The organism is Pelatocladus sp. BLCC-F211 (assembly GCF_041928655.1).
Lineage (GTDB): Bacteria > Cyanobacteriota > Cyanobacteriia > Cyanobacteriales > Nostocaceae > Pelatocladus.
On sequence record NZ_JBHFLM010000088.1, the window covers coordinates 1 to 24,030 of the forward strand.

Here is a 24,030-nt window from a genome sequence, read left to right on the forward strand (position 1 = left end):
AGAGCGTTCTCTTAATGATTTGGTTCGAGAAGCGGTAAGACAATACATTGAAAGAGAAACTGCGGGTTAAAATCCGATGATTCGCGTTTCATCCCCTCGATAAATCGTAGGGGTTCTCACGCTCCCGCATTGCTTCGATAGTAACAAATGACCAATGATTAATGACCAATGACCAATGACAATTGACAAGTGACAATTGACCAAAAGTTTCAAATGTTCTCAATCTATATATTGACTCATAACGAAGAACTAGATATTGCGGCTTGTATTGAGTCAGCAATGCTATCAGATGACATTATTGTTGTGGACTCATGCAGTAGCGATCGCACTGTGGAAATTGCCAGCCGCTATCCTGTTAGTGTTGTGCAACATGCTTTTGAAAGCCACGGTTGTCAACGTACTTGGATGCTAGAAAATATACCTCCAAAACATGAATGGGTGTATATTTTAGAGGCTGACGAGCGCATGACACCAGAACTATTTGCTGAATGCAATCAAGCACTTCACAATCCAAGTTACATTGGCTACTATGTTGCCGAACGCGTCATGTTCATGAATACTTGGATTCGTCGCAGTACCCAGTATCCTCGTTACCAAATGCGGCTTTTCCGTCACGGTAAAGTTTGGTTTACAGATTATGGACATACAGAAAGAGAAGTTTGTGACGGAGCCACAAGCTTTTTAAAGGAAACCTATCCCCACTATACTTGCAGCAAAGGCTTAAGCCGTTGGATTGAAAAGCACAACCGTTATTCTACTGATGAAGCCAAAGAAACGCTGCATCAACTAGAAAATGGAAAAATTCGCTGGTGGGATTTATTTTTTGGTCAGTCAGAAGTTGAACGCCGTCGCGCCCTCAAAGATTTATCTTTGCGTTTACCCGCAAGACCCTTGCTACGTTTTATATATATGTATTTTCTCTTAGGTGGTTGCTTGGATGGGCGCGCTGGGTTGGCATGGTGTTCTTTACAAACTTTTTACGAGTATCTAATTTTACTCAAAATCTGGGAAATAAAGCATATGTCTAAACCGAGTCCAGACACTCAATCTCCTGTCATTTAATTAGTTGTTGGTTGTTAACCATGCCCAATGCCCAATGCCCACACTTCCCTCAATAATTGTGTTAAGTTAAGATAAGTTATAATAATTAATATTTTATAAATAAATTTTTGAGAACAATTAGCAGTGCGACTATGAGATTAATTTGCTAAAAAAGTTAATTATTAAAACTCTCTATAAAATACTTTATAGACTACTTTATAGAATAATGAGCAGCTTGGGATTGCGCGCGGTAGTATTAGAGATAACCTTAAAACTTGCAACAATCATTTACAAGTTTTAAAAAGTAAAGTAATGCTCTGTTGAGAGTATCCAACTGACATCACGGTTGGTAGAGGTCTACATACTCTGTGTGGCTATGAGGAACTGCAAACCAATCAACTCGGTAAGTTAATCTAACGAGCATCTACATACACTCTATTATCCTTCATCCTTTTTGGCTGAGGTCTATCTTAGCTATTTGATCAAACTGCTGTTATGAATATTGATAACAGAAATTCCACAAGCTTAAAAAAGGAGAATCACGCTTTGGTAATTGATCGCTGGAAGCAGGACTTAAAAAATGACCTGATTGCTGGTTTGTTGGTAGTGATTCCTCTAGCAACTACCATTTGGCTGACGATTACCATTGCTAGTTGGGTAATTAACTTTCTTACCCGTATTCCCAACCAATTAAATCCCTTTGATGGAATGCACCCCATCTTAGTGAATGTACTAAATTTATTAGTGGGACTAATGGTGCCACTACTAAGTATTCTCCTGATTGGCTTGATGGCTAGGAATATTGTGGGGCGCTGGTTACTAGATTTTGGTGAGCGAGTTTTACAAGCGATCCCCTTAGCCGGACAAGTATATAAAACCCTCAAGCAACTTTTGGAGACAATACTCAAAGATACAAATGGCAAATTTCGCCGTGTAATATTGGTAGAGTATCCGCGTCAGGGAATTTGGGCGATCGCTTTCGTTACTGGCATCGTCAGCAGCGATATCCAAGCTAACATGTCTCGTCCTATGCTGAGTATTTTTATTCCTACAACACCTAATCCTACAACTGGATGGTATGCTGTAATTCCTGAAGATGAGGTAGTCAACCTGTCGATGTCGATAGAAGACGCCTTTAAAATAATTGTGTCTGGCGGTATTGTTGCTCCCAACACTACCATACCTCCTGTAATTATTACCAAAGACCGCAAATTAGAAGCATCACCTCTAGAAGCAAAACGGCAGGTTTTTCCTCTCGAAGACACTTAAAGTTGTGAATGTAAATTAACGAGTAACTGCTACTGATATACTGTTAACTCCGTTGATATTGATCTGACAGGATACTCCTCATACATTTTTATTTAACTTAATATGCAAACCAGAAAACCCCGTCAAATTGCGCGCGAATTGGCACTTCTGAGCCTTTCTCAGCTTCCAGCCAATCCCAAAAAACTAACTGAAGACCAATTACCTAAATTGGTGTTAGCAGCAGTACGTACCTTGCGATCAGAAGTGCAAGATACTCTGGATAATGCTGTTGGCGAACTCCAACGCAGTAACGATCGCATCCTCAGTAGCGAAACTCGCACCAGTGACCTCAATGTTGCTAGAACAATGCTAAAAGAGGCGATAACCTCTACTCAAACAGCTATTAATCAGTTGAGTGCAGCTGTTGAGTTTCCAGAATTAATTCAGTTAGCAAATCAAGACAAAGAAGTTGCTAGATACGCGATTGAAATAGTAAGGACAATCGATGAAGAACGCAAAAATATAGACCAACAAATCAGCCTAGCCTTAGTCGATTGGCAAGTAACTCGTCTAGCCCAAATTGATCGTGATATTTTGCGAATTGCTGTAGCAGAAATCATGTATCTGGGAGTTCCCAATAGTGTCGCGATCGATGAAGCTGTGGAACTAGCGAAACGCTACAGTGGAGATGAAGGTCATCGGTTTATCAACGGAGTTCTCCGTCGAGTCACACAACAGCAAAAACAGCCTGTCTAGAAATAGTGAGGATCGGGAGGTGGGAAGATGGAGAGATGGAAAGTGTGAAGAGTATAAGGGGACAAGGGGAGCCACTGCGCCCTTGTGGGTCCCCCGCGTTGTAGCACGTGGCGTGGACAAGGAAGACAAGGCAGAAAACTAACCAATAAATACTAACCACTAACAACCACCAATCACCAACCACCAACCACCAACCACTAACGACTAAAGAAACATGGCTTTTAACTGGTTCCGTCGTCAACATAGCGATTCTTCTGAGACTTCATCCCCAGAAAAAGAGGCAGAAACTTCTGCTGTCTCAACACCATCTCCTACAGAATCAGCCACAGCACCTACAACAGAAGCAGAACAACCTGTGGCGACAGATTTACTTGCGTTTGCAAAAGCTGCTTATAAAAATATTCAGCAAAAGCAACAATCTCAGACAATAGAAACTCCGTCTACTGAGGAAACAACTGAGACTACACCAGAAACACCAACATCAGAAACCCCAGCACCAGAAGAAAGTGTTGAAACTGTAGCTGAAGTTAGCGAAGCAACAACCCCAGCGCCAGAAGAAAGTGTTGAAACTGTAGCCGCAGCCACTGAAGTTACAACAGAAGTATCAAAAGAAGTTACTCCCCCAACGTCAGTTACCACCTTAGAAGAAAACTCAGAAAATACATCAACTGAAGCAGTAATACCAAAACAAGAACCTGCTAGTCTATCCTTACTAGCAAAGGCAGCAGCAGAACGACAAGCGAAGCAGGAACGTTTAATCGCAACTGCGATAGAAGTCATAGAACCGGAAGAAGTACAACCAGTGCCATCTGCTGCTACTACGACTCCAGAAACAGCCGAGCCTATACCCGAATTAGACTTTGATGAAGGATTTTTATGGTCAACAGAAGTACTAGCAGCACAGGGGAGACGAGCCGAAGACGTTTCGATTGAAGAAATTACCTGGCTCAAAAGGCTAAGGCAGGGTTTAGATAAAACCCGTCGTAATATTGTTAACCAACTCAAAGCCATTGTTGGTCAAGGGCCCCTTAACCAAGCTGGGGTTGCAGAAATTGAGGCATTATTATTGCAGGCGGATGTGGGTGTAGAAGCCACAGATTATATCATCACGGCCTTGCAGGGCAAACTGCGCGAAGAAGCTTTACCACCAGAAGAGGCGATCGCCTACCTCAAACAAATCCTCCGGGATATGCTGGATCGACCAATTCAAAAATCTCACAAGCCGTTTTTCGCACCCGAAAAAGATTCTTTTAATATTTGGTTGATTACAGGGGTGAATGGAGCTGGTAAAACTACCACTATCGGTAAAATTGCCCACTTGGCTCAAAAATCTGGCTATCAATGCTTGATTGGGGCTGCTGATACTTTTCGTGCTGCTGCTGTGCAACAGGTGAAAGTTTGGGGCGATCGCAGTGGTGTAGAAGTAATTGCCAATCCCGGTAAGAATACTGATCCGGCTGCTGTTGTGTTTGATGCGATCAATGCAGCAACAGCACGACAAACCGAATTACTTTTGGTAGATACCGCAGGTAGACTGCAAAATAAAAAGAACTTAATGGAGGAACTCAGCAAAATCCGTCGGATTATCAATAAAAAAGCACCCAACGCCAAAATAGAATCTTTACTAGTATTAGATGCAACTTTAGGTCAAAATGGATTGCGTCAAGCTGAAGTGTTCTCGGAAGCAGCAGAACTCACTGGTGTAGTTTTGACAAAACTGGATAGCACCGCTAAGGGGGGTGTGGCTTTGGCTGTAGTGCAGCAGTTGGGTTTACCAATTCGCTTTATCGGTGCTGGTGAAGGTATTGAAGATTTACGTCCTTTTTCTAGCTATGAGTTTGTAGAAGCACTTTTGAGTGGCTAGTAGCCAGGTTAAAGGTGAAGAGTTAAGGGATAAATTATCCGTCCCCTTGACTCAATACAGTTCAGTTAATCGATATAAATCTGAAATTTAACTCAAACCAGCAAGTTTTTGATAACGGGTGGAAAACCTCTGCTAGAATTGCAACTTAATACTTGAGTTTTAACAACCGTTTGTATGGTTGTTAAATTTTATTGCATAATAGTTAGCTGATTTAAGTTAATATCAAAAGCTGTTTCCCTGCTTTCCTAAGACTGCTCTTTGATTTCTCACACAATATTGTCTGGAGGTAATTTAAAAGACATCAATTTAATAGCTACATGTTAACATCATTTTTAATGTAATGGAGAAAAATAGTGAGTTATGATTTTTTGTGAGTCTTTCTTATAACTTCTACTCGTATGTGGAAAAACTTGGAGAACATATTAAGCTACATAAGTTCAACATGGTTAAGACCTTACATGAATTTCATAACTCAGTGCTAAGATTAACAGCTAAAAGTTTGCGTATATCCCAATGAATTTATCTATCTTAAGGTATATGAATTATCCATAAAGTTATGAAATAATTCATTATTTTCTAATACTTAGTAAAAATGGCTGCTAATAAAGGATCGGTTTTAAACTAAAAAATATCCCTTGAAACACTTACTATTGATGAAAAAATCAAATAAAAAATGAAATACTTATAAAACTTACACTTACGTCTTTCTACTCTTGCTAAACTGACGAATCTTATCTAAATATGGTTTAGCGATTCTGAGGCTAGCTCATTTATTTAGTAATCTCAAATTGCTTACTGAAGTTAAATAATACCTGTGCCTGTGCCTAAACTGCCCTCTGAACCTACCGACAGTAATACTAGTGCCGCAACAGATGTTACTCCAGTTGTGGCGCTCAAAGAACTCGTGGCAAGGCTGCACCGAGAGCAGAACAAAATCCAAGATTTACTCAGTTCTCTGGGATTTGCTCTGAGAAGCTTCAACAACTTAAACCAGTTTTTGGAGTTAATACCGCTCATGGCCACAAGAGTAACAGACGCAGACGGTAGCGCCCTGTTTCTCTACAAACCAAATGGCCAAATTAGGCTAGAACAGCTACACTGGCAGGACAGTCACCAAAGAAAAAATATTCGTAAGGCATTAGAGACGGTAAGTAGTCAAATTACGCATCAACAACATGCATCTGGGCTAGCAACTACCACCAGTATTTTAGATGCCCAGATGCATTATCATCTGGGGCCGGATGTACAAATCTTTGGTACGGCAATTCTAGTCAAGCATGTAGAAAGGGGATGGCTGTATGTTTTGAGCCGCGATCCTGAGTACGGATGGACAGAAACCAGACAAAAATTAGTTAGGCTAGTGGCAGATCAAACCGCAGTCGCCATTGAAAACGATGAACTGGCTGTAGAACTAAGGAAAAAAGAACGCCTAGATCAAGAATTAGAAATTGGTGCTGAAATTCAACGGCGACTTTTACCACGTCAATGTCCCAGTATTCCAGGAGTAACTCTAGCTGCGCGTTGTAAACCAGCGAATCGTGTAGGTGGGGATTACTACGACTTTGTTCCTACAAATCACAACTTAATTTTACCGCCTAATGTCAAAGAAACTGTGGAATCTGTTCGTTGGGCTTTAGTGATCGGTGATGTGATGGGAAAAGGAGTCCCCGCAGGTCTGATTATGACTATGATGCGAGGAATGCTACGGGGTGAGGTGCTGCACAGTAACACCCCAGCACAAATCTTGCAAAACTTAAATCGAGTCATGTATGCGGATTTAGAAAATTCTAACCGCTTCGTCACCTTGTTTTATTCAGAATATGACCCGAAAAGCCAGATGTTATCCTACAGCAACGCTGCACATAATCCTCCGATGTGGTGGCACGCTAGTACGAAAACAGTGACACGTTTAGACACTCTGGGAATGTTAATTGGTTTAGATGCTAACAGCCAATACGAAGATGGTCAAGCACGCTTAGAGCCAGGAGATACTATTATTTACTATACAGATGGACTGACTGATGCGGCAGCCGCCAGTGGCGATCGCTTTGATGAAGAAAATCTCGTCAATGAATTCAGCCTTGCTTGTAGGTATTGCAATGGCCCAGAGGAAATACTAGATTACTTATTTGAGCGAGTACAACAATTCATCGGTGCTGAAAAACAGAACACCGATGATATGACGTTGGTGGTTTTGCAAGTTAGTAATTAGGAACTACCAACAGACCCCACATCAGTTAAAATAACGTCGTCCACCCTTCTTCTTGAGTATCTTTTTGAGTGTAGGAAACACCGTCAACTTTGATACCTTCTTGATTGAGGAGAGATAGAGTTCCACCTTTGTTGGACAACTGCACATCTTTTCCACTCAAAGGTACTCTGACAGCTGCACCAGGTTCAATGTTGAATCCGTCTAAACTGGCTTTTTGCTTGAGTTGGTTGACGATCGCCCAGCCTGTTAAATCTACTTTGTTTGGTGAAGAATTAATTAAAGTGATTGACTCTTTGCCGACATCTTCTCCACTCGGATTAAGTAGGGCAGCAATAATTCTTACCTGTGGCTTCACTGATGGGGTATCTGGTATTTTTGGTTCAGATCCCACATTCTTATCGATGGGATTACCAGTGTTGTCATCTGTGTGGAAGGACTGAGACTGAAATGCAAAAAAGGCAGCAACCCAATAATCTTGAGGTGCAGATTTATAGTGAATTAATAACCCTCCATCCTGATAAATTCCATTATCTTTTTGAAACTTACCACTGCTGCCTTGATTCATGTGTATGTCATGAATGCCTCTACCTGGTTTAAAGTCGAATATTTTATCAGCTTTTTCTTCTGGTCCCCAAGGTTCCCCAAAGGCGTAGATTTCAGCTTTAGTTGCAATTGCCCTTTGAATGTATAAGTCAATAAACTCATTGAGGTCGTTGTTTTCTCCAGGAAGGCTATAGGGCAAAGCTTTCATCTGATTGACTTTAAACAAATTGCCTCGAATGTAATCTAGGGCAATTCCTCCAGCTTGTCTTTGAGAAACTTCAATTTTGTTAAATCCAAAATCTAATGTTTTCAGCTTTTGCGTAATGTAGTGTTCAAAATTACTATCAATCAAGTACAACAAATCATAGGGTTGCTGGACTGACCTAACATTAATTGCTATACGATAATCAAAATTACCGTCGTTGACATGTACTTGATAGTGTGGAGAATCGTTATCTAGTTCCATTATGCCAGCGATCGCATGACACTTTAATACACCGTAATCTTTCAAACCCATAAATAAAGTCCTTGTGATGAAAGTGACAATGTTTTTTTGAGTTACTTAAGTCTAATGCTCGTCAATAAACGTAAAAATTAGGTTAAGAATAGCAATCGCCATTCAAATAACAGTTTTATATATTACTTTCTTTTTTTTGAGATAACCTGAGTTTTAATTATTTATTCAGTATATTTATTTACTTAACAGAATATTAATATTTGACTGAAGGTTCTGCACAAACTTGAAGACAAGCTGCGATCGCGTGATCTAATGCGAGCGATTTGTTGCGACGTGCTACAGCAGCAAATGATGACAACTATCCGCCTTGGGAGTCAGCAGCAAGAAACCCCGTTTCTTTGAGCAGTAGTTGTAGTTTCACATGAGGAAGTTTCGTGTCTTTTTTGTTATTTCCCCATATATCAAAATAGAAGTTTCGCATCAGTGTAATGATGCTGCGGTACTTCACGATACTGGCAACATAGAATTCATCTAGCTTCATGATCCCGTCAGCATGTATCTGCTCGATGTTGTCGAGTAATAGAGACACCAGTTGATAATGTTGTAAGCCTTCTTTTATGCCATATTTTTCCATGATTCTGCGTTTATCGTTTTCCGAACATGAATCATACGATGGTCGAATCAGGTGGCTAAGATTTCGCAGGATCTCTCCGTAGTCGTAAAATGTGTTTTCATTAAAGAAAGATTCTTCTTCTTTCGTCAACGTAAAACTTTTGTCAAGTGCCAAACCAAAATCAGTTAAATAGATTTGCTCGCCATCGGTGAGGACGTTGCGAAAATGTGCGTCGAAGTGAATGATTTCCTTCGTCCTCAAAAAGGCAATTGTCGTACGTAAGTAATCCAAAGGTTTCTGGAGTTTGTTGGGGTTTTTCCGTAGCCATGTTTCCAGAACATGTGGTATGTACTCCAGAAACAGAACTAACTCATGGTTGGCGTTCGCTCTATCTAACATATAATTGCCGACGTTAGCATTATTGCCCCAGTACTCCACAAAGCCTTTGAGACGCTCCCTATCGACATCCAGACGCTGCCCGGAAAACGGAATAATCCGATAATGATACATCAGTGGGAAGGTGGCGATCGCTCCGTCTAATACCCAGTTGGTGGTCTTGATATGTGTCACGAGTTCACGGAAGACCCCTAAACCAGCGACTCCTAAACCAACGGAACCGAGTCCATAATTAAAGTAAGTCGGCAAATCATAGAGATTTTTGGTAGAGAACAAGTTGTCATATTCGATGTTTGTGACTGGAATGCGTTTCACAAAGACTTGGGATTTTCCAAGAACTATAGTCTGAGTCAGTCCCCAACCCAAACTTGAATGATTATCATCAAATAGAGAACGTAGTTGTGCATTATCCAACTGAGCAATTTGTGAACTGAGCTTGAAGTATCTTTTCCTTCTAAGTTCTATATGGTTCTTATCCATTTTCCCCTGTCCAGCCACATCATGAGAAACGACGTGAATATAACGCACCGGGTTCTTATACCGCACTATAACTTGCCGATTAGCTTGTCGTACTCTGCATGAGTTCCAATCCAAAACCAAGAAATGCCATCTTCAACTTCAACACCTAAAGCCCGATAATCTAGCCCTGCGCGAACTGACCAATACTTGTTACCAATCTTTTTGAAGTGCAACGATGGATGAGATGGATCGGCTTTAAGCAACTCATAGCATTGGTCAGCAGTTTGCTGTACGTTTTCGGGTAAAGTGTTGTAGCATTTCCAAAATCGTTGTGTCGTGTAGTGCATTAAATTTCTCGACACTGCCCTGACTCAAATTCAGCGATCGCCTCTTGAGCTAAGGCTTCTAACTTGCCATCTGCAATGTCTTGCTCTAGCTGTTCATCCCAACGTTGATAATCCAAGTCAAAAAACCACTGCCTTAGACGCTCGAAGTCCTGTGACGCAAGTGTTAGAATTGCCGCTTCAATTTGTTCTAGGGTTGACATATCAATGTTTATCTCTCTGCTCTTGAGCAAATTATAGCTTTGCTTGATAAGGTCAACTTGGGGATGAAGAAATCACAATGTTCAGGCAATTTGAAGCGTACTTGGGTTAGGAATAGATTCACCTTCTGTTTGCCAAGCTTCTAAGTACATTTCAATTACTTCCTCGCCGTTACGTATTGCTTCCTCACGGGTTTTGCCATGAGTGCAAGGCATAACAACGCGATCAGTAAACTCTGGAATCGTAACCAGGAAAAGCTGATCTTCGTCAGACCATTGAATAATCATGCTATATCGACTCATGAATCTTCGTTCTCCCTTAGCTCTTCGAGTGCAGTAAGTAATTTTGCTACCTGTTTTTCCAGATAGATTGGTACATCATCTCCATCCTTACCTGGAATTGTTAGTGTTTTTCTGAGCAGAGGATGTCGCCAACGCTCATGGCTACCTTTGGGCTGCGATTATGCAAATAGCGGTGAAGTTTCTATATAGAATCTGACCGAAGTTACTAACCCCTCTTCATTATGATCGGTAAAAGCAACGGCTCGAATTGTAACTGCCTTCCCAATTACTCATTGGGAGTTCTCGTCTTTTGAATCATCTCTTGGATTGTTTCGGTTTCGCCAATTTCATAAAGACTAATCAAACTATTCTCAATGGTAAAGATTTGCTGAATTGTTGCATCCGCGAGCAAATTGCCTTGCAAATCTCTGACGATTTGATGAACGGTAACGACATTTCGATTGTTTTCATCCGTCTCGAATTTTAAGGTTTCAAGCTGCACTTGAATAACCTTATATTGATTAGTCCAGTATTCGCGCACCGCGTCGCGTCCATAAACGAAACCGCCTTCCACCCCGTTCGCCCATTTCACGTCCGGGCGCATCACCGAGATGATTGTTTCAATCTCGCCTTTGTTGAAGGCTTCGTATAAATTTTGCAGAAACTGCTGATTTGAACTCACAATTGTTCACCATCCAATACGAATGTCATTCAAACAAGAAAGCAGCCCAACTATTTATTACACGGAAAATTACCGTATAATCTTTTTCTAAATCCTAATATATCAAGCATTACAGCTACCTTCTTTCTGAATATACGGAAAATTTCTTTTTTACATCCCTGATCGGATATTATACATATATTTACCGTATAAATACCCTTCACGGGTGAATTATATGGAATTTTTCCGTATATCCCTTGGTGTTATAAAGAATTTTTCTGTATAACATCTCTATTTAGAGTATTAAACAGAATTTTTCTGTATAACACCCGATGGAAAAACGCCCAAAAAAACTGCTTGAACAAGTACAAGCCAGATTTTGTGTAATTAATTGTGTCCGACTACTTAATATAAAGGCTACTCTAATTGATCCTCAACTGATCTACTTTGCCGAATTTGATCGGTGAGTGTCTCTTCCCAATTATTGTCATTTAAATCTATGCTGATCATCCGCCCAACAGCTTTTGAACGGTCAACATAAGCCTGAAAAGCAACGATATCTTCTCGATGACTCAAGACATATCGCCTTAACTCATCAAGGCTCATGGCGTCGTAATTAGCGGTTGTCATGGCTCATATCCTCCTGTAGGCTTGATCTCAAAGTCTAAATTTTCTCCAGCTAGTATGTATAACTTTCCAGTTCTCTCGTCTATGCGAACAAGCTCAATACTTTTATATTGCCATCCAGGATATATGACATTAGTGAGTCGGTAACACAATCGATAAAGTCCTTGAGCTTGTTCATTTGTGGGATTCATGTTATGTGTAAAGTCTAACTTGCCAACTGATCATAATAGCTTTAGTACAATAAATAATACACAAACTAGTTAGAAGCTCGTAGTAACGACTTTAGTCGTTGCTTTCAAGGAAGAGGACTAAAGTCCTTACTACGAACAAGTTTTATACATGATGTGAAAACTGAGGTTCTACTGCTTCACACCCTTCATCGACAAACCAATCCGCTTTAATTTCTCATTCACTTCCATCACTCTGACTTTCACAACTTGTCCCACCTTCACTACTTTCTTGGGATCATCGACAAACCTATCAGCAAGTTGGGAAATATGCACCAACCCATCCTGGTGGACACCAATATCCACAAACGCACCAAAATTGGCAACATTCGTAACTATACCTTCTAATTCCATCCCTTCTTTCAAATCAGAAATTTCTTTAATTCCCTCTTGGAAAGTGGCATACTTAAACTCGGCGCGGGGATCTCTGCCTGGTTTTTCTAGTTCTTTGAGGATGTCGCGTAGGGTGGGTTCACCAACGGTTGCGGTGACGTATTTTTTCAGGTTGGCTTTGTTGAGTTTTTCGGCAATTTCGGTAACTTTTTGTAAGTTTACACCTAAATCATGCGCGATCGCTTCCACTACAGCATAACTTTCTGGATGCACGGCGGTATTATCTAGGGGGTTTTTACCATTGCGAATCCGTAGAAATCCTGCTGCTTGTTCAAACGCCTTTGGCCCTAACTTGGGAACTTTCAGCAGTTCCCGACGATTTTTAAAGGCTCCGTTTTGGTTGCGATAGGTGACAATATTATTAGCAACAGTGGGTGTAATCCCGGAGACGAAAGTTAAAAGTTCCTTGGAAGCAGTATTCAAATCTACGCCGACGTAGTTAACGCAGCTTTCGACTGTTTCGTCTAGTTTCTTTTTCAGCAGTTTCTGGTCTACGTCGTGTTGATATTGTCCCACGCCAATAGATTTGGGGTCTATCTTTACCAGTTCCGCTAGTGGATCTTGCAAGCGACGACCAATACTAATTGCCCCACGTACGGTAACATCTAAATCGGGGAATTCTTGTCCTGCAACTTTGCTAGCACTATATATAGATGCACCAGACTCGTTAACTATAACTTTGATTGGTTTGCGTTCCAAACTTTGCAATACTTGGGCGACAAACTCATCTGTCTCGCGGGAAGCTGTACCATTACCAATAGCGATTAACTCTATCTTGTATTTTTCAATCAGATTTTTGAGTGTTTGTGCAGCTTTGAGGCGCTGTTCGGCTGCTTGGTGGGGAAATACTGCTTGATATTCCAAGAATTTCCCAGTTTCATCCATTATAGCAACTTTACACCCAGTTCTAAAACCTGGATCGATCGCCATTGTTGGTTTCATCCCCGCAGGTGCAGATAGCAGCAACTCTCGCAAGTTTGTTTCAAATGTTTTGATCGATTCAACATCGGCGTATAATTTCTTCTCTGAGATTACCTCACTGATCAAAGAAGTTTTCATCAGACGATTGAATGCATCTTTGAGCATTTCTTGATAAAAATTGCGGATAGGACGATGTTTGGAGCGAATTTCGTGCGATTCTAAATAGGAAAGTACCACATCCTCATCAAAGCTAATCCCAAAACTCAATATCTCCTCATTTTCACCGCGACACAGTGCGAGCAGATTATGGGGTGCAATATTCTTAACTTTGATCTGATAGTTGCGGTACATTTCAAACTTAGTTGTACCTTCAGGATGTTCATCTTTGATCCGCGAGGCAAATATTCCCTCTTCTAGGAGATATTCACGCAGATATGCTCGCAATTCTGCTTTTTCTGCTACTTCTTCGGCTAGGATATCAGAAGCACCTCTTAGGGCTTCTTCTGGTGTTTTCACTCCCTTTTCTTCAGAAACATACTTCGCTGCTGCTTCTTCCAAAGATGTGGGTGCAGCATTTTTGGTATTCAGCGATTTGATCAATTCAGCTAGCGGTTCTAGTCCTTTTTCTCTGGCGACAGTGGCGCGGGTGCGACGTTTGGGACGGAAGGGTAAATATAAATCCTCCAGTTCCGTTTTTTGTAAACAAGCTTCGATTTTCGCTTTGAGTTCGTCACTCAGTTTACCTTGTTCGGCGATCGCATTCAAAATTGCCGATTTTCGTTCTTCTAGTTCGCTTAAGTAGGTATGTCTATCTGCTAAATCGCGCAGCTGGACTTCATTCATTTCCCCAGTGCGTTCTTTACGGTAACGTGCGATGAAGGGAATTGTTGCACCCTCCGCCAGTAGTTCCAGCGCATTTTGCACCTGATAGGCTTTGAGGTTGAGTTCAGTTGCCAGTAGTTGAGGAATGTTCAGCATTGGGTGTCAGTCAGAAAAGCTACTCAATCAAGGTAATACCTTAGATAGCTTTGATGATGCAAGCGTATGATGGTAATATCATATATTAGACTTTTTTGTAATTACTATTGATGGTGTTGTTGTTTATTAGTAGCACATTGTGGCTCAAAAAAAAGCGTGAATGTATAATTACTACACGTCTTTAAACGATAGCCCCAATTTCAAATACCGAAAATTTAGCGCTTCTGGTTTAGTTCAGAGGTGAAAGAAAGATGACTTTGTTGTTTGTAATACCACTTTTTACTGGTCTAGTAGCTGGCTATGTCTTCAAGAAAAGTACTGATGAAATTGGCCAGATTATAGGTGTAGTTGCAGCTATTAGTCTAGCTTTAGGTTTGATTTTAGCGCCTTGGCAAGTACAACTTTTGTTGCTCATCGTCGTTTTTGTGAGTACAAAAAAACTCCTACAACCAAACGAGTACAAACTTAAGCCGCAGGAAAAAGATCAAGAACAACTAAATAATCATCAGAATCAGGAATTAATTAGTTCTCAAGCTCCAGAAATGGAGAAGGAAACAATACGTAAGTATCGCGGTAGTAACTATCAAGCACCAGATGTGAGTGTTGAAATTCAAGAAGGAGAAGTTGTTGGCAGGTATCGTGGTATTCCTTGGAGAATGCATCAAGTAGTTAATACATCCAGAAGTATGGAATGACTTAAAAAAGGGGTGTAAGGAAGTAAGGGTGTAGGGGTGTAGGGGTTGCAGTTCGTATTCATCTTTTTATTTATCCTTGTGTACGCGATCGCAATTGTTTTTGTTCGTACATTTGTTGATGTTTTGCTAAAAGCTGGAGATATTTCTCGTTAGTTTTAGCTTGTATCCACTTTTGTTTAAAGGATTTAGTCGCACAGGGAAAAGTCGCTAACTTTGTTACTCCTGATGGAACTATCTTAGATTTATTCTGGGAACCAGAATTATTACCGCCAGATCCTAATCCAGAACGCACTTTTACCAGAGCTTATCATCTAGCTTTCGACATAGATCCTCTGAGTTTTGATCGCGCTGTCGAAGTACTCAAACACAACCAAATTGCGATCGCACACGGACCAGTCACTCGTCCCACCGGACGAGGCGTTTATTTTTATGACCCCGATGGCTTTATGATCGAAATTCGGTGCGATCCCAGTTGAGGAAGACAAAACAAGTCAAAAGTCAAAAGTCAAAAGTCAAAATTAAGAACTTTTAACAAGTCTCTTCCCAATGACCAATGACCAATGACCAATGACCAATGACTAATGACTAATGACCAATGACCAATGACCAATGACCGATGACTAATGACTAATGACCAATGACCAATGACAAAAATGCAAATTTTCCAAGTTATTGAACAAGCAATCACAAAACCTCCTATTCCACACGAACCAGCAAGACAGTCATTAAAAGCTTGGGCGATGTATTGCTTGCGAGACAGAGGTTTTAAGGTGGTATATGCTCAAAATGCTGATTTTGCTATTGAAATGAAGGGTGGCGAAAAAATTTATTTTAAAGTAGCAAATACTGACGAGAATTTAGATCATCAATTTGGTTGGATAGTTTGGAATAGTGCGACGAAAACTGCTAGCCTTGTTCCTCCGCAATCATAACTTTTATTGTGCCTCTAAATCCTCTGTTCCCTGTTCGCTGTTCCCTTTTTTTGTAAAAAATTAAAGGGTAAGGGGTGTTCGTTTCATCCCTTTCCCTCTTCCCTTTAACCAAAAAGTAGTGCCTACCCTAATAAAGTTTGATTAAAATTCAATTTATGCTACAGGGTAGCTAAATTGCAATCTAGTGGGCGTTCTATGTCATCTTCACCCAGGTATTCGCCATTTTGAATTTCCAGAATAATTAGTGGGATAAATCCTGGATTTTCTACTTTGTGAAGTGTGGCTGGAGGAACAAAAGTTGATTGATTTTTATTAAGCAATTTTTCCTCTTGGCCACAAGTCACCTTTGCTGTGCCGGAAACTATAACCCAGTGTTCACTGCGGTGATAATGGATTTGTGGTTTAATGCCTTGCTTTGGCTTAATTTCAATACGATTAATACTGTAGTTTTTCCCTTTTTCTATAACTTCTACTTTACCCCAATATCGGGTATCACTATATGAAGAAGATTGATAGACTGGCGACTGAGGATTACTGTTTTCATTCTGGATCATAACTAGTTTCTCAACTAGACAGCTATTACCATTCTTCTCTACTGTTAGGAAAAAATGTTGAATGCTATAGAATTTGTAACTACATTTTTTGTAATGAATTGAAGGGAACTTCAGCATTTAACCATTCAAGAAAATTTTGGTTGATTTCTGTGGGGGAAATTTCGGCAATAAAGTTAGTGTAATTAATATGTTGACGAATCACTCCTTCAATTTGTTCCCGATAACCTGCTTGAGTTTTCACAATTAGCACCATTTCTGGCTCTTCTGTAATTTCTCCTTTCCATATGTAAGCGCAAGTAATAGGAAACCAATTGACGCAAACAGCTAATTTTTGTTCCAATAAAGCACGACCGATTTGACGTGCTTCATCTGCATTATTTAGGGTCATGTAGTAAAGTTTCATTTTCAAAAAATTTACTTATTGTGATCTAGGTACTTGACTTTTACAAATAAATGCGTTTATTCAGCGTAATTAAGTTTTTCCACAATATATTACTAGTCACTGTAATCTTAATAAAGTTTGCGATCGCTATTTTTGTCGAGTATTAAATCTCCTTATCATATTGATTTATTTGACGAGAGGTAGAGTCAGAAGAACTGTGATTAATTGCAAAAGTGTCACATCGTCTCTAGTTTGTCACACTCTGCTGCATCTTAATTTATTTTTAAATATAAATAATCATAGACCATTGCTGTTGCTTACAGCACAGGCTATACAGCTAGTTATGGGTTTGAGGACAAGGTGAATCTATCTCGTCAAAATCTTTAATCTATCTTTAATCTAAATGTTACAGAATCAAAAAGTGTCTAAAGATAGTGCAGTTAAAGGTAAAAATAGCCAAAATTAATTGTAGGTATTTATGAGAGATTTGATTTATGAAACGCTTACTTCTTAATTTGGTAGTTTTAGTTAGTACATTCAGCATTATTCCTAGTGCTTATGCTAACCCAGTGAATAGTCAAATCACCAATCGTAGTAATCGGGCTGGTTTTTTAGTTACCAAACCAGTGACGATTAAGAATAACTGGGGTAATGTCAGCAACCGAAATAATAGGCTAAGACAAACTGCGGGTTCAATTTCAGTCGTCAGACAGCAGGGATGCACAAAAATTGATCCACTTGAGATTATTCATAATCCTGGTTTGATTATCAAGGAATGCGAAGAACGCAAAAACCAAACTCCTGAGTATCTCCAGCCAATAGAGTATTTCAAGACTCCCAAACAAATCAATTCTGGTATTAACGTTACAGTTACTAAATTTTAATTTTACCAAATTAGTTAAAATAACTAGAATCCTGATAGATATTGATATTATATTTATTTTATGGGCGTACATCTGTACGCCCATACCAATGCCTGTGTATGATAAAAAAGTGAAATGATGTGACTAATTTTGCTGTTTGAGTAAAAAAATCAAAGTCACATCACAAAATTTTCAACATAGTTTTATGATTTTTTCTGCTCAACTTTGGCAACTAAATATTCTGCCATTTCAATAGCAACCATCATTAATTCTTGCTCTTGCTGACCTTTAGCTCCTTCATCACTGACGGTTGCATAAATATGAGGATTAGAAAGCATACTAGCTAACAACTGTGTAGCAATTTGTTTGACTTCATTAGTATTGGATTGCATCTTTGTTTATCCTCCCAGATTAGTAACGCAAATTTCCAGAAATTACACTACACTTTGAAATACATTTTTCATACCCAAAAAATTGTTTGACTATTAAGCAAAAGCCTACTACTTTAGTTTTACTTTTAAAATAAAACAACAATGTGAGAAAGTTGTGAGGTGACACCTATAATTATCTTTAACTGAAGCATATTGAGATATGGCAATCCGATTTGATTAATGAATTTACTCGTGGAGGCAGGCAATAGGCAATAGGCAATAGGCAATAGGGAAAGAAAGAAAAAAAAGGAAGCTAGATGTGTACTGAGTTTTGTTCAAAAATCAAATAGGAATCCTATATAAGATTCCTAATTGAATTTTTCATGTTACATAATCATTGGAATACAACTCTCTACGAAGGTCAACACGGATTTGTTTGGCAGTATGGCGAAGAATTGCTCAACTTACTTTCTCCCCAAGTAGGCGATCGCATTCTGGATCTGGGCTGCGGTACAGGACAGTTGACTGATAAAATAGCTACTCATGGCGCTGATGTCTTGGGAATTGATCATTCTCCCGCCATGATTGAGAAAGCTAGACAAAACTATCCGCATTTGCGATTTGATATTGCTGATGCTAGGAACTTCCAAGTTGAACAGCCACTAGACGCTATTTTTTCTAATGCTGCACTACACTGGGTCAAAGAAGCAGATGCAGTAGTGAGTTGTATTTACAAAGCCTTAAAATCAGGTGGAAAGTTCGTAGCTGAATTTGGTGGGAAAGGAAATATCAAAGCCATTGTTCAGGCGTTGCAAGATGCTTTGATGGAACTGGGTTACAATTCTCCAAGTACAATCAATCTTTGGTATTTTCCGAGTATTAGTGAGTATGCAAAGTTACTAGAAAAACAAGGTTTAGAAGTAACCTATGCGACCTTATTTGATAGACCAACTCCTTTAGAAGGAGGTAATATGGGTATGGCGAACTGGCTACAAATGTTCTTTACCAGTCAATTTTTAACAGGACTTTCTCCTACACAACAAACAAAAGTCATCCAAGCTGTCGAGGAACGTTTGCAGCCTATATTGTATCAAGATGGTAAGTGGTGGGCAGACTATCGTAGAATTCGCGTAGTTGCTATTAAAGAATAGATTAAATGAAGTTTTATAAATATCATGCTCTCGGTAACGATTATTTGGTAATTAATCCCCAAGATTTACCGTTTGCGCTCACACCTGAGAAAATTAAAGCAATTTGCGATCGCCACTTCGGAATTGGTTCCGACGGTATTTTATTCGGGCCATTACCTTCAGAAATTGCAGAGTTTGCACTTCGTATTTTCAATCCTGACGGTAGTGAAGCAGAAAAAAGTGGTAATGGCTTGCGTATTTTTTCCCGCTACCTCTGGGATCTAGGATTAGTGAGCGAAAAATCTTTTACAATTCAAACCGTTGGTGGAATTGTACGTTCTCTAGTCAAGGATGCAGAGAAAAGCATTCAGGTGGAAATGGGGAAAGTTAGCTTTTGGAGTGATGAGATACCAGTTGTTGGCGATCGCAGAGAAGTTATCAGAGAATCAATCTGTGTTGATGACCAAACTTTTTCTTTCTGTGCGGCGACGATTGGAAATCCACACTGTGTAATTCCTTTACCAGAAGTCACACCTATTCTTGCTAAACAATACGGGCCGAAGCTAGAAATCCATCCATTGTTTCCCAAACGAATTAATGTTCAGTTCATGAAAGTCCTGAATAGAAATCAAATACAAATCGAAATTTGGGAACGTGGTGCAGGTTACACTCTAGCTTCTGGTAGTAGCAGCAGCGCCGCCGCCGCAGTTGCCCATAAACTGGGTTTGTGTGATGCTGATATTACAGTACAAATGCCTGGTGGTTTGATTGATATTCAAATCAAAAACGACTTCACAGTTATCATGACAGGCTCCGTCACTAAAATATCTGAAGGAAATCTATCCGAGGAATTGTTTACGTACTACAACAACCCCCGATAACGAATAAAAACCAAAATCACCGCCCACGATCCCAACGCGACTTTGACTGCAACCAGAATGTTGAGCAGAGGGATAACTCCTCCACTGACAAGTGCGCCTAACTCTCCGTGCGGTAGTTCTACTCCGGCTAGAGTTACAACCGCCAGTACAATGAAAACAAGAACCGAAACCTTCTCCCATGTAGCCGCGTGCCAGCGCTTGTAAATCGCCTGCATCCACTCCGGTGATGAGGTAATCGCAACAAGACCAATCGCCGTTCCACCCGCCACCCCGGCCGCAAAACCACCGCCCGGACTCAGATGTCCTCGAATCGCTAGTTCGATACCCACCAACGCGGAAATTGTCGCTCCCAGACGCGCTAAAACAATAGATGGTTGATCTGTGAATTGATAGATTGTGCAGGACGGTCTTTCATTCGCCAGCAGAAAATTAGCACCCAAAATCGCAATTGTAAATACCACTACTTCAAAGATAGTGTCGTACAGACGATTCATAAAGATGATACCCGAAACCGCATTCGGCACTCCAGTATCTTGTACAATCGCCTCGACGATAGGGATAGACGAGTCCGGTGCCGGGTTAGGGATGACGAGCATTTTGACAAATAGCGCTATCCCTGCTATAATATAAAGCCATTTCATGAATGCTTCTCCTCTAAGTCTGGTATATTTACATAGGTTAGGGTTGTCCCTGGTAATAAAAGTTCGTTTTTTATGATGTCATAGATGCGTTGAACCCTGGTCGTGGTGTGATAGGGTTGCTTTTCGTCCCCAGATACTGTACCGTCTGGTTCACTGTCTTGAGATCGGGTACAGATGGCATGGACTTCTTTTTCCATCAGCGCCCGCTGCAAAGCCTGTGTATTTGTGTAGGTCAGTAACTCAAGACGCATATGGCGTTTGCCAAAAATGGTTCGTAAGTTATCCATCAGTTGCCCAAAAAGGCGATCGCCTTTCTCGTCTGGTTGAGAATCCTCATCTGTCTCGCTCGCCGAGTCTTGGATCACACCAAGACGCATGACCAGCGATGAACGCACCGCAACCGCATAGAGAGTAATCGCAAGCATGGTACCCACCAATGCTTCGGTCAAAGCAACATCCGCCGCCCCTAAAAGCGTATATATCAATGCCGCCACAGCTCCCAAGATGCCGCGAATGACCAGGGCATGGTATGGATTGACCTGAAGTACCACCATAGAGGCTGCCAAGGGCAGCAAGGCGATAATCGCATATACATAGATATCGATATCATTCATACTTTCCCCCGCTACTGGAACAGTATGCCAACACATACCCCAGTACTGTATTCCAAATCGCTAACGAGATGATGGCAAGGATGAGCAGCGGCCATTCACTGGGTCTTTTTAGGAGTAGCCCAATCACGATACTCATCGAACCGAGGGTATCGGCAACCGAAAGACTATGCAATTTGAACAAGAGCGATCGCTTGCCAAGCAGGGGTAAAGTACCCCAAAACCAAAAGACGATTCCTATACCTATGCAGGTATAACTAAAGACATCTATCATAGATCACTCTTCAATCCATCATTCATTCGTTTGATCACATGGGCCAGCAGCATTAATGCGGCATTTCCCACACTCAGGATGATGACCCCGACAACACCGATCATCCAATCATCCCGTAAAACGGATACGACCAGGATCATGACTGATGTCTTGGTGGCGATACTGGCAAAGGCCAACATTGTCTGCCAGATATCATCATCCTGCCATGCCTCGTACATGGGGATGAGCAGCGCCAGAATCATTGCTATCAGTACCAGATTCACTTCTTTTTCCTCCGTCGGACTCGATGCACTTCGTACCAGCCTTCTTCGTGGTATTTCAAAACAATGGTCTTGGGGGTAAAGGTGATTAAAAATACATCCAAGAATATAAGACCGGGTGTCCGTCGTGGTGGGACTCGTTCCAGGGTTACATGTTCTTCGTTATGCGGACGGAGGATAATTTCAAATGCTTCAATATATGCCTGTGGAATTGCCACGATGACCTCACCCAGCGCCCGCAGCCAATCCTTTAATCTTCCTACAGATTTGGGACCTCCCGGCAATAGGAGTGCGATGCTAACGCCGATAATGATGTTTGCCACACTCAGGTTAGCGGTGAGCAGAAACCAGATGACTAGTCGCAATATCAGATTCAGATACCCAATCATGCCAATACCATCCAGAACAGCAGGATCAACATCAGACTCATCACACCAACCAGATGCTCAAATTGCTCCAGCAAACGCGGTAGCTTGAGTTCTGAGCGTCGAAAAATTACAAAATATGCCAGCCAGCCAACGCCAATGATTGCAAGTGGTTTCGTGATATTAGCGATGGTATAAGCCTCGAAATACACAACATTTGCTGCAATCAGGCCACCGATCAACAGGATCACCGCTGTCCAGAAACCGGGTTGTACATCCCCTTTTCCCTCTTGTCTCTCATGGGGCAGAAAGATGAATTTGGCAAACGATATTGCCGTTCCCAGAGCTGCAAAGTTCATGGCAATAGTTTGCCAGGGCATCAAATTCTTGGTCGTCAGCACTTTCGCCCCGAAACCGGACAACATGGGAAAGCCTGAAATCGAAAAGCTGGCCATAACCAGAGCAACCCAAACTCCGGTATTGATCGGCTTTTGTTGCAGTTCCTTGAAGTTTCGGCTTGGTAAAGCACCTGCAATCAGAAAGAGCGCCGATTTGACCAGTCCATGTGTTAACGCATAAAAGCCACCCACATTAGGTGCAGCAAGGATAAAGCCTAACTGCGAAACTGTGTGGAACGCTAGCATCCGCTTGGTATCCTTTTCAAAGACGGCATAGAAAACTCCCAAAAGCGCTGTCCCAACTCCGAAGAGCCTGACTATCGGATCAACCTCATCCAAAACCAAAGCACAACGCACCAACGGATAGACGCCAGCTTTAACTACAATTCCCGACAGCATCGCCGACACCGGGGTTTCTGATTCGGAGTGAGTCAACGGTAGCCACAATCCCGATACAAAGATCCCTCCCTTGACCAAGAGTCCCAGAAAAATCAGAGCAAGCGCCTCCGGAGGTGCGCCCCGCAAACCTGCAAAAGCAAACGAATGATGGGTCTGATAGACCAGTACCGCGCCAACTAGGTAAAACAGCATTGCCACGTTGCTGACAAACAGATAACGCAAGGCAACCCAAATTGACCGATTAGACCGGGAATAGGCAATCAAGAGAAACGCGGCAATCCCACTTACCTCTAACGCCACGTATAAGCTAATAAAATCCGAACAGACAAATGCGGCATTCAGACTGCCATGCAAAATGATCGTCTGTGCATAAAAAAAAGCCGTCTTATCGCTGTGCCAACAGTAGAGGATGACCGCTGCTGTTACCAGCGCATTGGTTAATATAAAGTAGCCGCTCAATTGATCGACCACTAATGTAACGCCGAAATTATCCAGTAATTGCAGTGTCAGGGGCGCTTGTTCGGCAAATAGCTGCAACGCATATGCGCCTGAAACAAGGGCCATGCCCAGTGCGAGATACCGATCAAGTTTGGGGAGCAGATAAATTGTGAACCCGACAAAAAACGGTAGTCCGATCCATGCAATTGTAAGGGTATTCATGGCGTATTGCTCTTTTCGATCTCTTTGCTTTCCAATGTCGGATTATCCCGTGCCAACTTCATGACACCAACTAGCATTAGGGCTTGAATTGACAAGCCGATCACAATTGCCGTCAATATGACCGCCTGGGGAACCGGATCGGAGTAAGCCCCATTTTTGACGTCTGAAACAATAGGTGTGAACAAGCCATTTCGCGATGCAATCAGTACGTAGTAGGCGATCACCCCCGTGTTCATGACATCCATAGAGACGATCTTCATCACAAGGTTTTTTTTAAGGATAATGCCGAAAAATCCGCAAAATATTGTTGCGAAGATGCACGCTTCTAACACGGGAATTGCCTGTTGGGTAGGGGTTTGAAAAAGGGTGTAAGGGTGTGGGGTGTAGGAGGA

Annotated in this window: 29 protein-coding genes and 2 pseudogenes; 11 read left to right on the forward strand and 20 right to left on the reverse strand. The window is 41.2% G+C overall.

Going from position 1 to position 24,030, the window contains the following annotated elements:
- Positions 1-213 precede the first annotated feature (213 nt).
- From ACE1AT_RS10710 to ACE1AT_RS10730, 5 genes are all read left to right on the forward strand, one after another.
- Positions 214-1,062 carry a glycosyltransferase family 2 protein gene (locus ACE1AT_RS10710; RefSeq protein WP_374868052.1) on the forward strand — a complete coding sequence of 283 codons (849 nt, stop codon included), beginning with the start codon at positions 214-216 and terminating at the stop codon, positions 1,060-1,062.
- Positions 1,063-1,536: 474 nt separating this feature from the next.
- On the forward strand, positions 1,537-2,310 hold the full coding sequence (locus ACE1AT_RS10715; RefSeq protein ID WP_374868054.1) for a DUF502 domain-containing protein: 774 nt from the start codon (positions 1,537-1,539) through the stop codon (positions 2,308-2,310).
- Positions 2,311-2,412: 102 nt separating this feature from the next.
- Positions 2,413-3,045, forward strand: coding sequence for a transcription antitermination factor NusB (nusB, locus tag ACE1AT_RS10720; RefSeq protein WP_374868056.1), 633 nt, complete (start codon positions 2,413-2,415; stop codon positions 3,043-3,045).
- 214 nt (positions 3,046-3,259) lie between these two features.
- Positions 3,260-4,909, forward strand: a complete 1,650-nt coding sequence (gene ftsY / locus ACE1AT_RS10725) for a signal recognition particle-docking protein FtsY (RefSeq protein WP_374868058.1) — start codon at positions 3,260-3,262, stop codon at positions 4,907-4,909.
- 814 nt (positions 4,910-5,723) lie between these two features.
- On the forward strand, positions 5,724-7,121 hold the full coding sequence (locus tag ACE1AT_RS10730; protein ID WP_374868060.1) for a GAF domain-containing SpoIIE family protein phosphatase: 1,398 nt from the start codon (positions 5,724-5,726) through the stop codon (positions 7,119-7,121).
- 25 nt (positions 7,122-7,146) lie between these two features.
- Here ACE1AT_RS10730 and ACE1AT_RS10735 read toward each other — a convergent pair whose 3' ends face one another.
- From ACE1AT_RS10735 to ACE1AT_RS10780, 10 genes and pseudogenes are all read right to left on the reverse strand, one after another.
- Positions 7,147-8,181 (reverse strand): DUF2278 family protein, encoded by a 1,035-nt coding sequence (locus tag ACE1AT_RS10735; RefSeq protein ID WP_374868062.1) that lies wholly within the window; start codon positions 8,179-8,181, stop codon positions 7,147-7,149.
- Positions 8,182-8,479: 298 nt separating this feature from the next.
- Positions 8,480-9,610, reverse strand: a complete 1,131-nt coding sequence (locus tag ACE1AT_RS10740; RefSeq protein WP_374868064.1) for a hypothetical protein — start codon at positions 9,608-9,610, stop codon at positions 8,480-8,482.
- Positions 9,611-9,675: 65 nt separating this feature from the next.
- Positions 9,676-9,936, reverse strand: a complete 261-nt coding sequence (locus tag ACE1AT_RS10745) for a hypothetical protein (protein ID WP_374868066.1) — start codon at positions 9,934-9,936, stop codon at positions 9,676-9,678.
- Positions 9,936-10,136: a hypothetical protein gene (locus tag ACE1AT_RS10750; protein WP_374868068.1), complete on the reverse strand. Its 201-nt coding sequence runs from the start codon at positions 10,134-10,136 to the stop codon at positions 9,936-9,938. The genes ACE1AT_RS10745 and ACE1AT_RS10750 overlap by 1 nt, the downstream gene beginning before the upstream one ends.
- 81 nt (positions 10,137-10,217) lie before the next feature.
- Positions 10,218-10,436 carry a type II toxin-antitoxin system HicB family antitoxin gene (locus ACE1AT_RS10755; RefSeq protein ID WP_374868070.1) on the reverse strand — a complete coding sequence of 73 codons (219 nt, stop codon included), beginning with the start codon at positions 10,434-10,436 and terminating at the stop codon, positions 10,218-10,220.
- Positions 10,433-10,579: pseudogene (locus ACE1AT_RS10760) on the reverse strand (type II toxin-antitoxin system HicA family toxin); the annotation flags it as partial. The pseudogene ACE1AT_RS10760 and the gene ACE1AT_RS10755, both read right to left, overlap by 4 nt.
- A 122-nt stretch (positions 10,580-10,701) precedes the next feature.
- Complete coding sequence (locus ACE1AT_RS10765) at positions 10,702-11,097, reverse strand: nuclear transport factor 2 family protein (protein WP_374868071.1); 396 nt, start codon at positions 11,095-11,097, stop codon at positions 10,702-10,704.
- A 396-nt stretch (positions 11,098-11,493) separates the two neighbouring features.
- Positions 11,494-11,706 carry a hypothetical protein gene (locus ACE1AT_RS10770; RefSeq protein WP_374868073.1) on the reverse strand — a complete coding sequence of 71 codons (213 nt, stop codon included), beginning with the start codon at positions 11,704-11,706 and terminating at the stop codon, positions 11,494-11,496.
- Positions 11,703-11,894 (reverse strand): hypothetical protein, encoded by a 192-nt coding sequence (locus ACE1AT_RS10775; protein WP_374868075.1) that lies wholly within the window; start codon positions 11,892-11,894, stop codon positions 11,703-11,705. The genes ACE1AT_RS10770 and ACE1AT_RS10775 overlap by 4 nt, the downstream gene beginning before the upstream one ends.
- Positions 11,895-12,062: 168 nt before the next feature.
- Positions 12,063-14,222, reverse strand: a complete 2,160-nt coding sequence (locus ACE1AT_RS10780; RefSeq protein ID WP_374868077.1) for a Tex family protein — start codon at positions 14,220-14,222, stop codon at positions 12,063-12,065.
- A gap of 251 nt (positions 14,223-14,473) precedes the next feature.
- Between ACE1AT_RS10780 and ACE1AT_RS10785 the strand changes: the two genes are divergently transcribed.
- The 3 genes and pseudogenes from ACE1AT_RS10785 to ACE1AT_RS10795 all read left to right on the forward strand — a co-directional run bounded on the left by ACE1AT_RS10785 (position 14,474) and on the right by ACE1AT_RS10795 (position 15,849).
- The gene (locus ACE1AT_RS10785) at positions 14,474-14,917 is read left to right on the forward strand and encodes a DUF4278 domain-containing protein (RefSeq protein ID WP_374868079.1); all 444 of its coding nucleotides are present in this window, start codon (positions 14,474-14,476) and stop codon (positions 14,915-14,917) included.
- Positions 14,918-15,093: 176 nt separating this feature from the next.
- Positions 15,094-15,393: pseudogene (locus ACE1AT_RS10790) on the forward strand (VOC family protein); the annotation flags it as partial.
- Between the two features lie 177 nt (positions 15,394-15,570).
- On the forward strand, positions 15,571-15,849 hold the full coding sequence (locus ACE1AT_RS10795; RefSeq protein WP_374868157.1) for a hypothetical protein: 279 nt from the start codon (positions 15,571-15,573) through the stop codon (positions 15,847-15,849).
- A 158-nt stretch (positions 15,850-16,007) separates the two neighbouring features.
- Here ACE1AT_RS10795 and ACE1AT_RS10800 read toward each other — a convergent pair whose 3' ends face one another.
- Together ACE1AT_RS10800 and cutA are read right to left on the reverse strand one after the other, a co-directional pair.
- The gene (locus tag ACE1AT_RS10800; RefSeq protein WP_374868081.1) at positions 16,008-16,403 is read right to left on the reverse strand and encodes a cupin domain-containing protein; all 396 of its coding nucleotides are present in this window, start codon (positions 16,401-16,403) and stop codon (positions 16,008-16,010) included.
- Between the two features lie 79 nt (positions 16,404-16,482).
- Positions 16,483-16,806, reverse strand: a complete 324-nt coding sequence (cutA, locus tag ACE1AT_RS10805) for a divalent-cation tolerance protein CutA (RefSeq protein ID WP_374868083.1) — start codon at positions 16,804-16,806, stop codon at positions 16,483-16,485.
- A gap of 473 nt (positions 16,807-17,279) precedes the next feature.
- Here cutA and ACE1AT_RS10810 point away from each other — a divergent pair, with 473 nt between their 5' ends.
- Positions 17,280-17,669, forward strand: a complete 390-nt coding sequence (locus ACE1AT_RS10810; protein ID WP_374868085.1) for a hypothetical protein — start codon at positions 17,280-17,282, stop codon at positions 17,667-17,669.
- 182 nt (positions 17,670-17,851) lie between these two features.
- Here ACE1AT_RS10810 and ACE1AT_RS10815 read toward each other — a convergent pair whose 3' ends face one another.
- Entirely contained in the window at positions 17,852-18,040 is a 189-nt protein-coding gene (locus ACE1AT_RS10815) for a hypothetical protein (RefSeq protein WP_374868087.1), read from the reverse strand.
- A 362-nt stretch (positions 18,041-18,402) separates the two neighbouring features.
- Between ACE1AT_RS10815 and ACE1AT_RS10820 the strand changes: the two genes are divergently transcribed.
- On the forward strand, positions 18,403-19,170 hold the full coding sequence (locus ACE1AT_RS10820; RefSeq protein WP_374868089.1) for a methyltransferase domain-containing protein: 768 nt from the start codon (positions 18,403-18,405) through the stop codon (positions 19,168-19,170).
- A gap of 5 nt (positions 19,171-19,175) precedes the next feature.
- On the forward strand, positions 19,176-20,030 hold the full coding sequence (gene dapF / locus ACE1AT_RS10825; protein ID WP_374868091.1) for a diaminopimelate epimerase: 855 nt from the start codon (positions 19,176-19,178) through the stop codon (positions 20,028-20,030).
- Here the strand turns inward: dapF and ACE1AT_RS10830 are convergent.
- From ACE1AT_RS10830 to ACE1AT_RS10860, 7 genes are read right to left on the reverse strand one after another with little or no spacing between them, the layout of a single operon-like run.
- Positions 20,012-20,671 (reverse strand): Na(+)/H(+) antiporter subunit B, encoded by a 660-nt coding sequence (locus tag ACE1AT_RS10830; protein ID WP_374868093.1) that lies wholly within the window; start codon positions 20,669-20,671, stop codon positions 20,012-20,014. The genes dapF and ACE1AT_RS10830 overlap by 19 nt on opposite strands.
- Entirely contained in the window at positions 20,668-21,285 is a 618-nt protein-coding gene (locus tag ACE1AT_RS10835; RefSeq protein WP_374868095.1) for a DUF4040 domain-containing protein, read from the reverse strand. Before ACE1AT_RS10835 ends, ACE1AT_RS10830 begins: the two co-directional genes overlap by 4 nt.
- Positions 21,278-21,556 carry a monovalent cation/H(+) antiporter subunit G gene (locus tag ACE1AT_RS10840; RefSeq protein WP_374868097.1) on the reverse strand — a complete coding sequence of 93 codons (279 nt, stop codon included), beginning with the start codon at positions 21,554-21,556 and terminating at the stop codon, positions 21,278-21,280. The genes ACE1AT_RS10835 and ACE1AT_RS10840 overlap by 8 nt, the downstream gene beginning before the upstream one ends.
- Positions 21,553-21,819 carry a hypothetical protein gene (locus tag ACE1AT_RS10845; protein ID WP_016858899.1) on the reverse strand — a complete coding sequence of 89 codons (267 nt, stop codon included), beginning with the start codon at positions 21,817-21,819 and terminating at the stop codon, positions 21,553-21,555. Before ACE1AT_RS10845 ends, ACE1AT_RS10840 begins: the two co-directional genes overlap by 4 nt.
- On the reverse strand, positions 21,816-22,205 hold the full coding sequence (locus ACE1AT_RS10850; protein ID WP_374868099.1) for a Na+/H+ antiporter subunit E: 390 nt from the start codon (positions 22,203-22,205) through the stop codon (positions 21,816-21,818). Before ACE1AT_RS10850 ends, ACE1AT_RS10845 begins: the two co-directional genes overlap by 4 nt.
- Positions 22,202-23,638 (reverse strand): cation:proton antiporter, encoded by a 1,437-nt coding sequence (locus ACE1AT_RS10855; RefSeq protein ID WP_374868101.1) that lies wholly within the window; start codon positions 23,636-23,638, stop codon positions 22,202-22,204. The genes ACE1AT_RS10850 and ACE1AT_RS10855 overlap by 4 nt, the downstream gene beginning before the upstream one ends.
- Positions 23,635-23,970, reverse strand: a complete 336-nt coding sequence (locus tag ACE1AT_RS10860; protein ID WP_374868103.1) for a cation:proton antiporter subunit C — start codon at positions 23,968-23,970, stop codon at positions 23,635-23,637. The genes ACE1AT_RS10855 and ACE1AT_RS10860 overlap by 4 nt, the downstream gene beginning before the upstream one ends.
- Between the last annotated feature and the right edge of the window lie 60 nt (positions 23,971-24,030).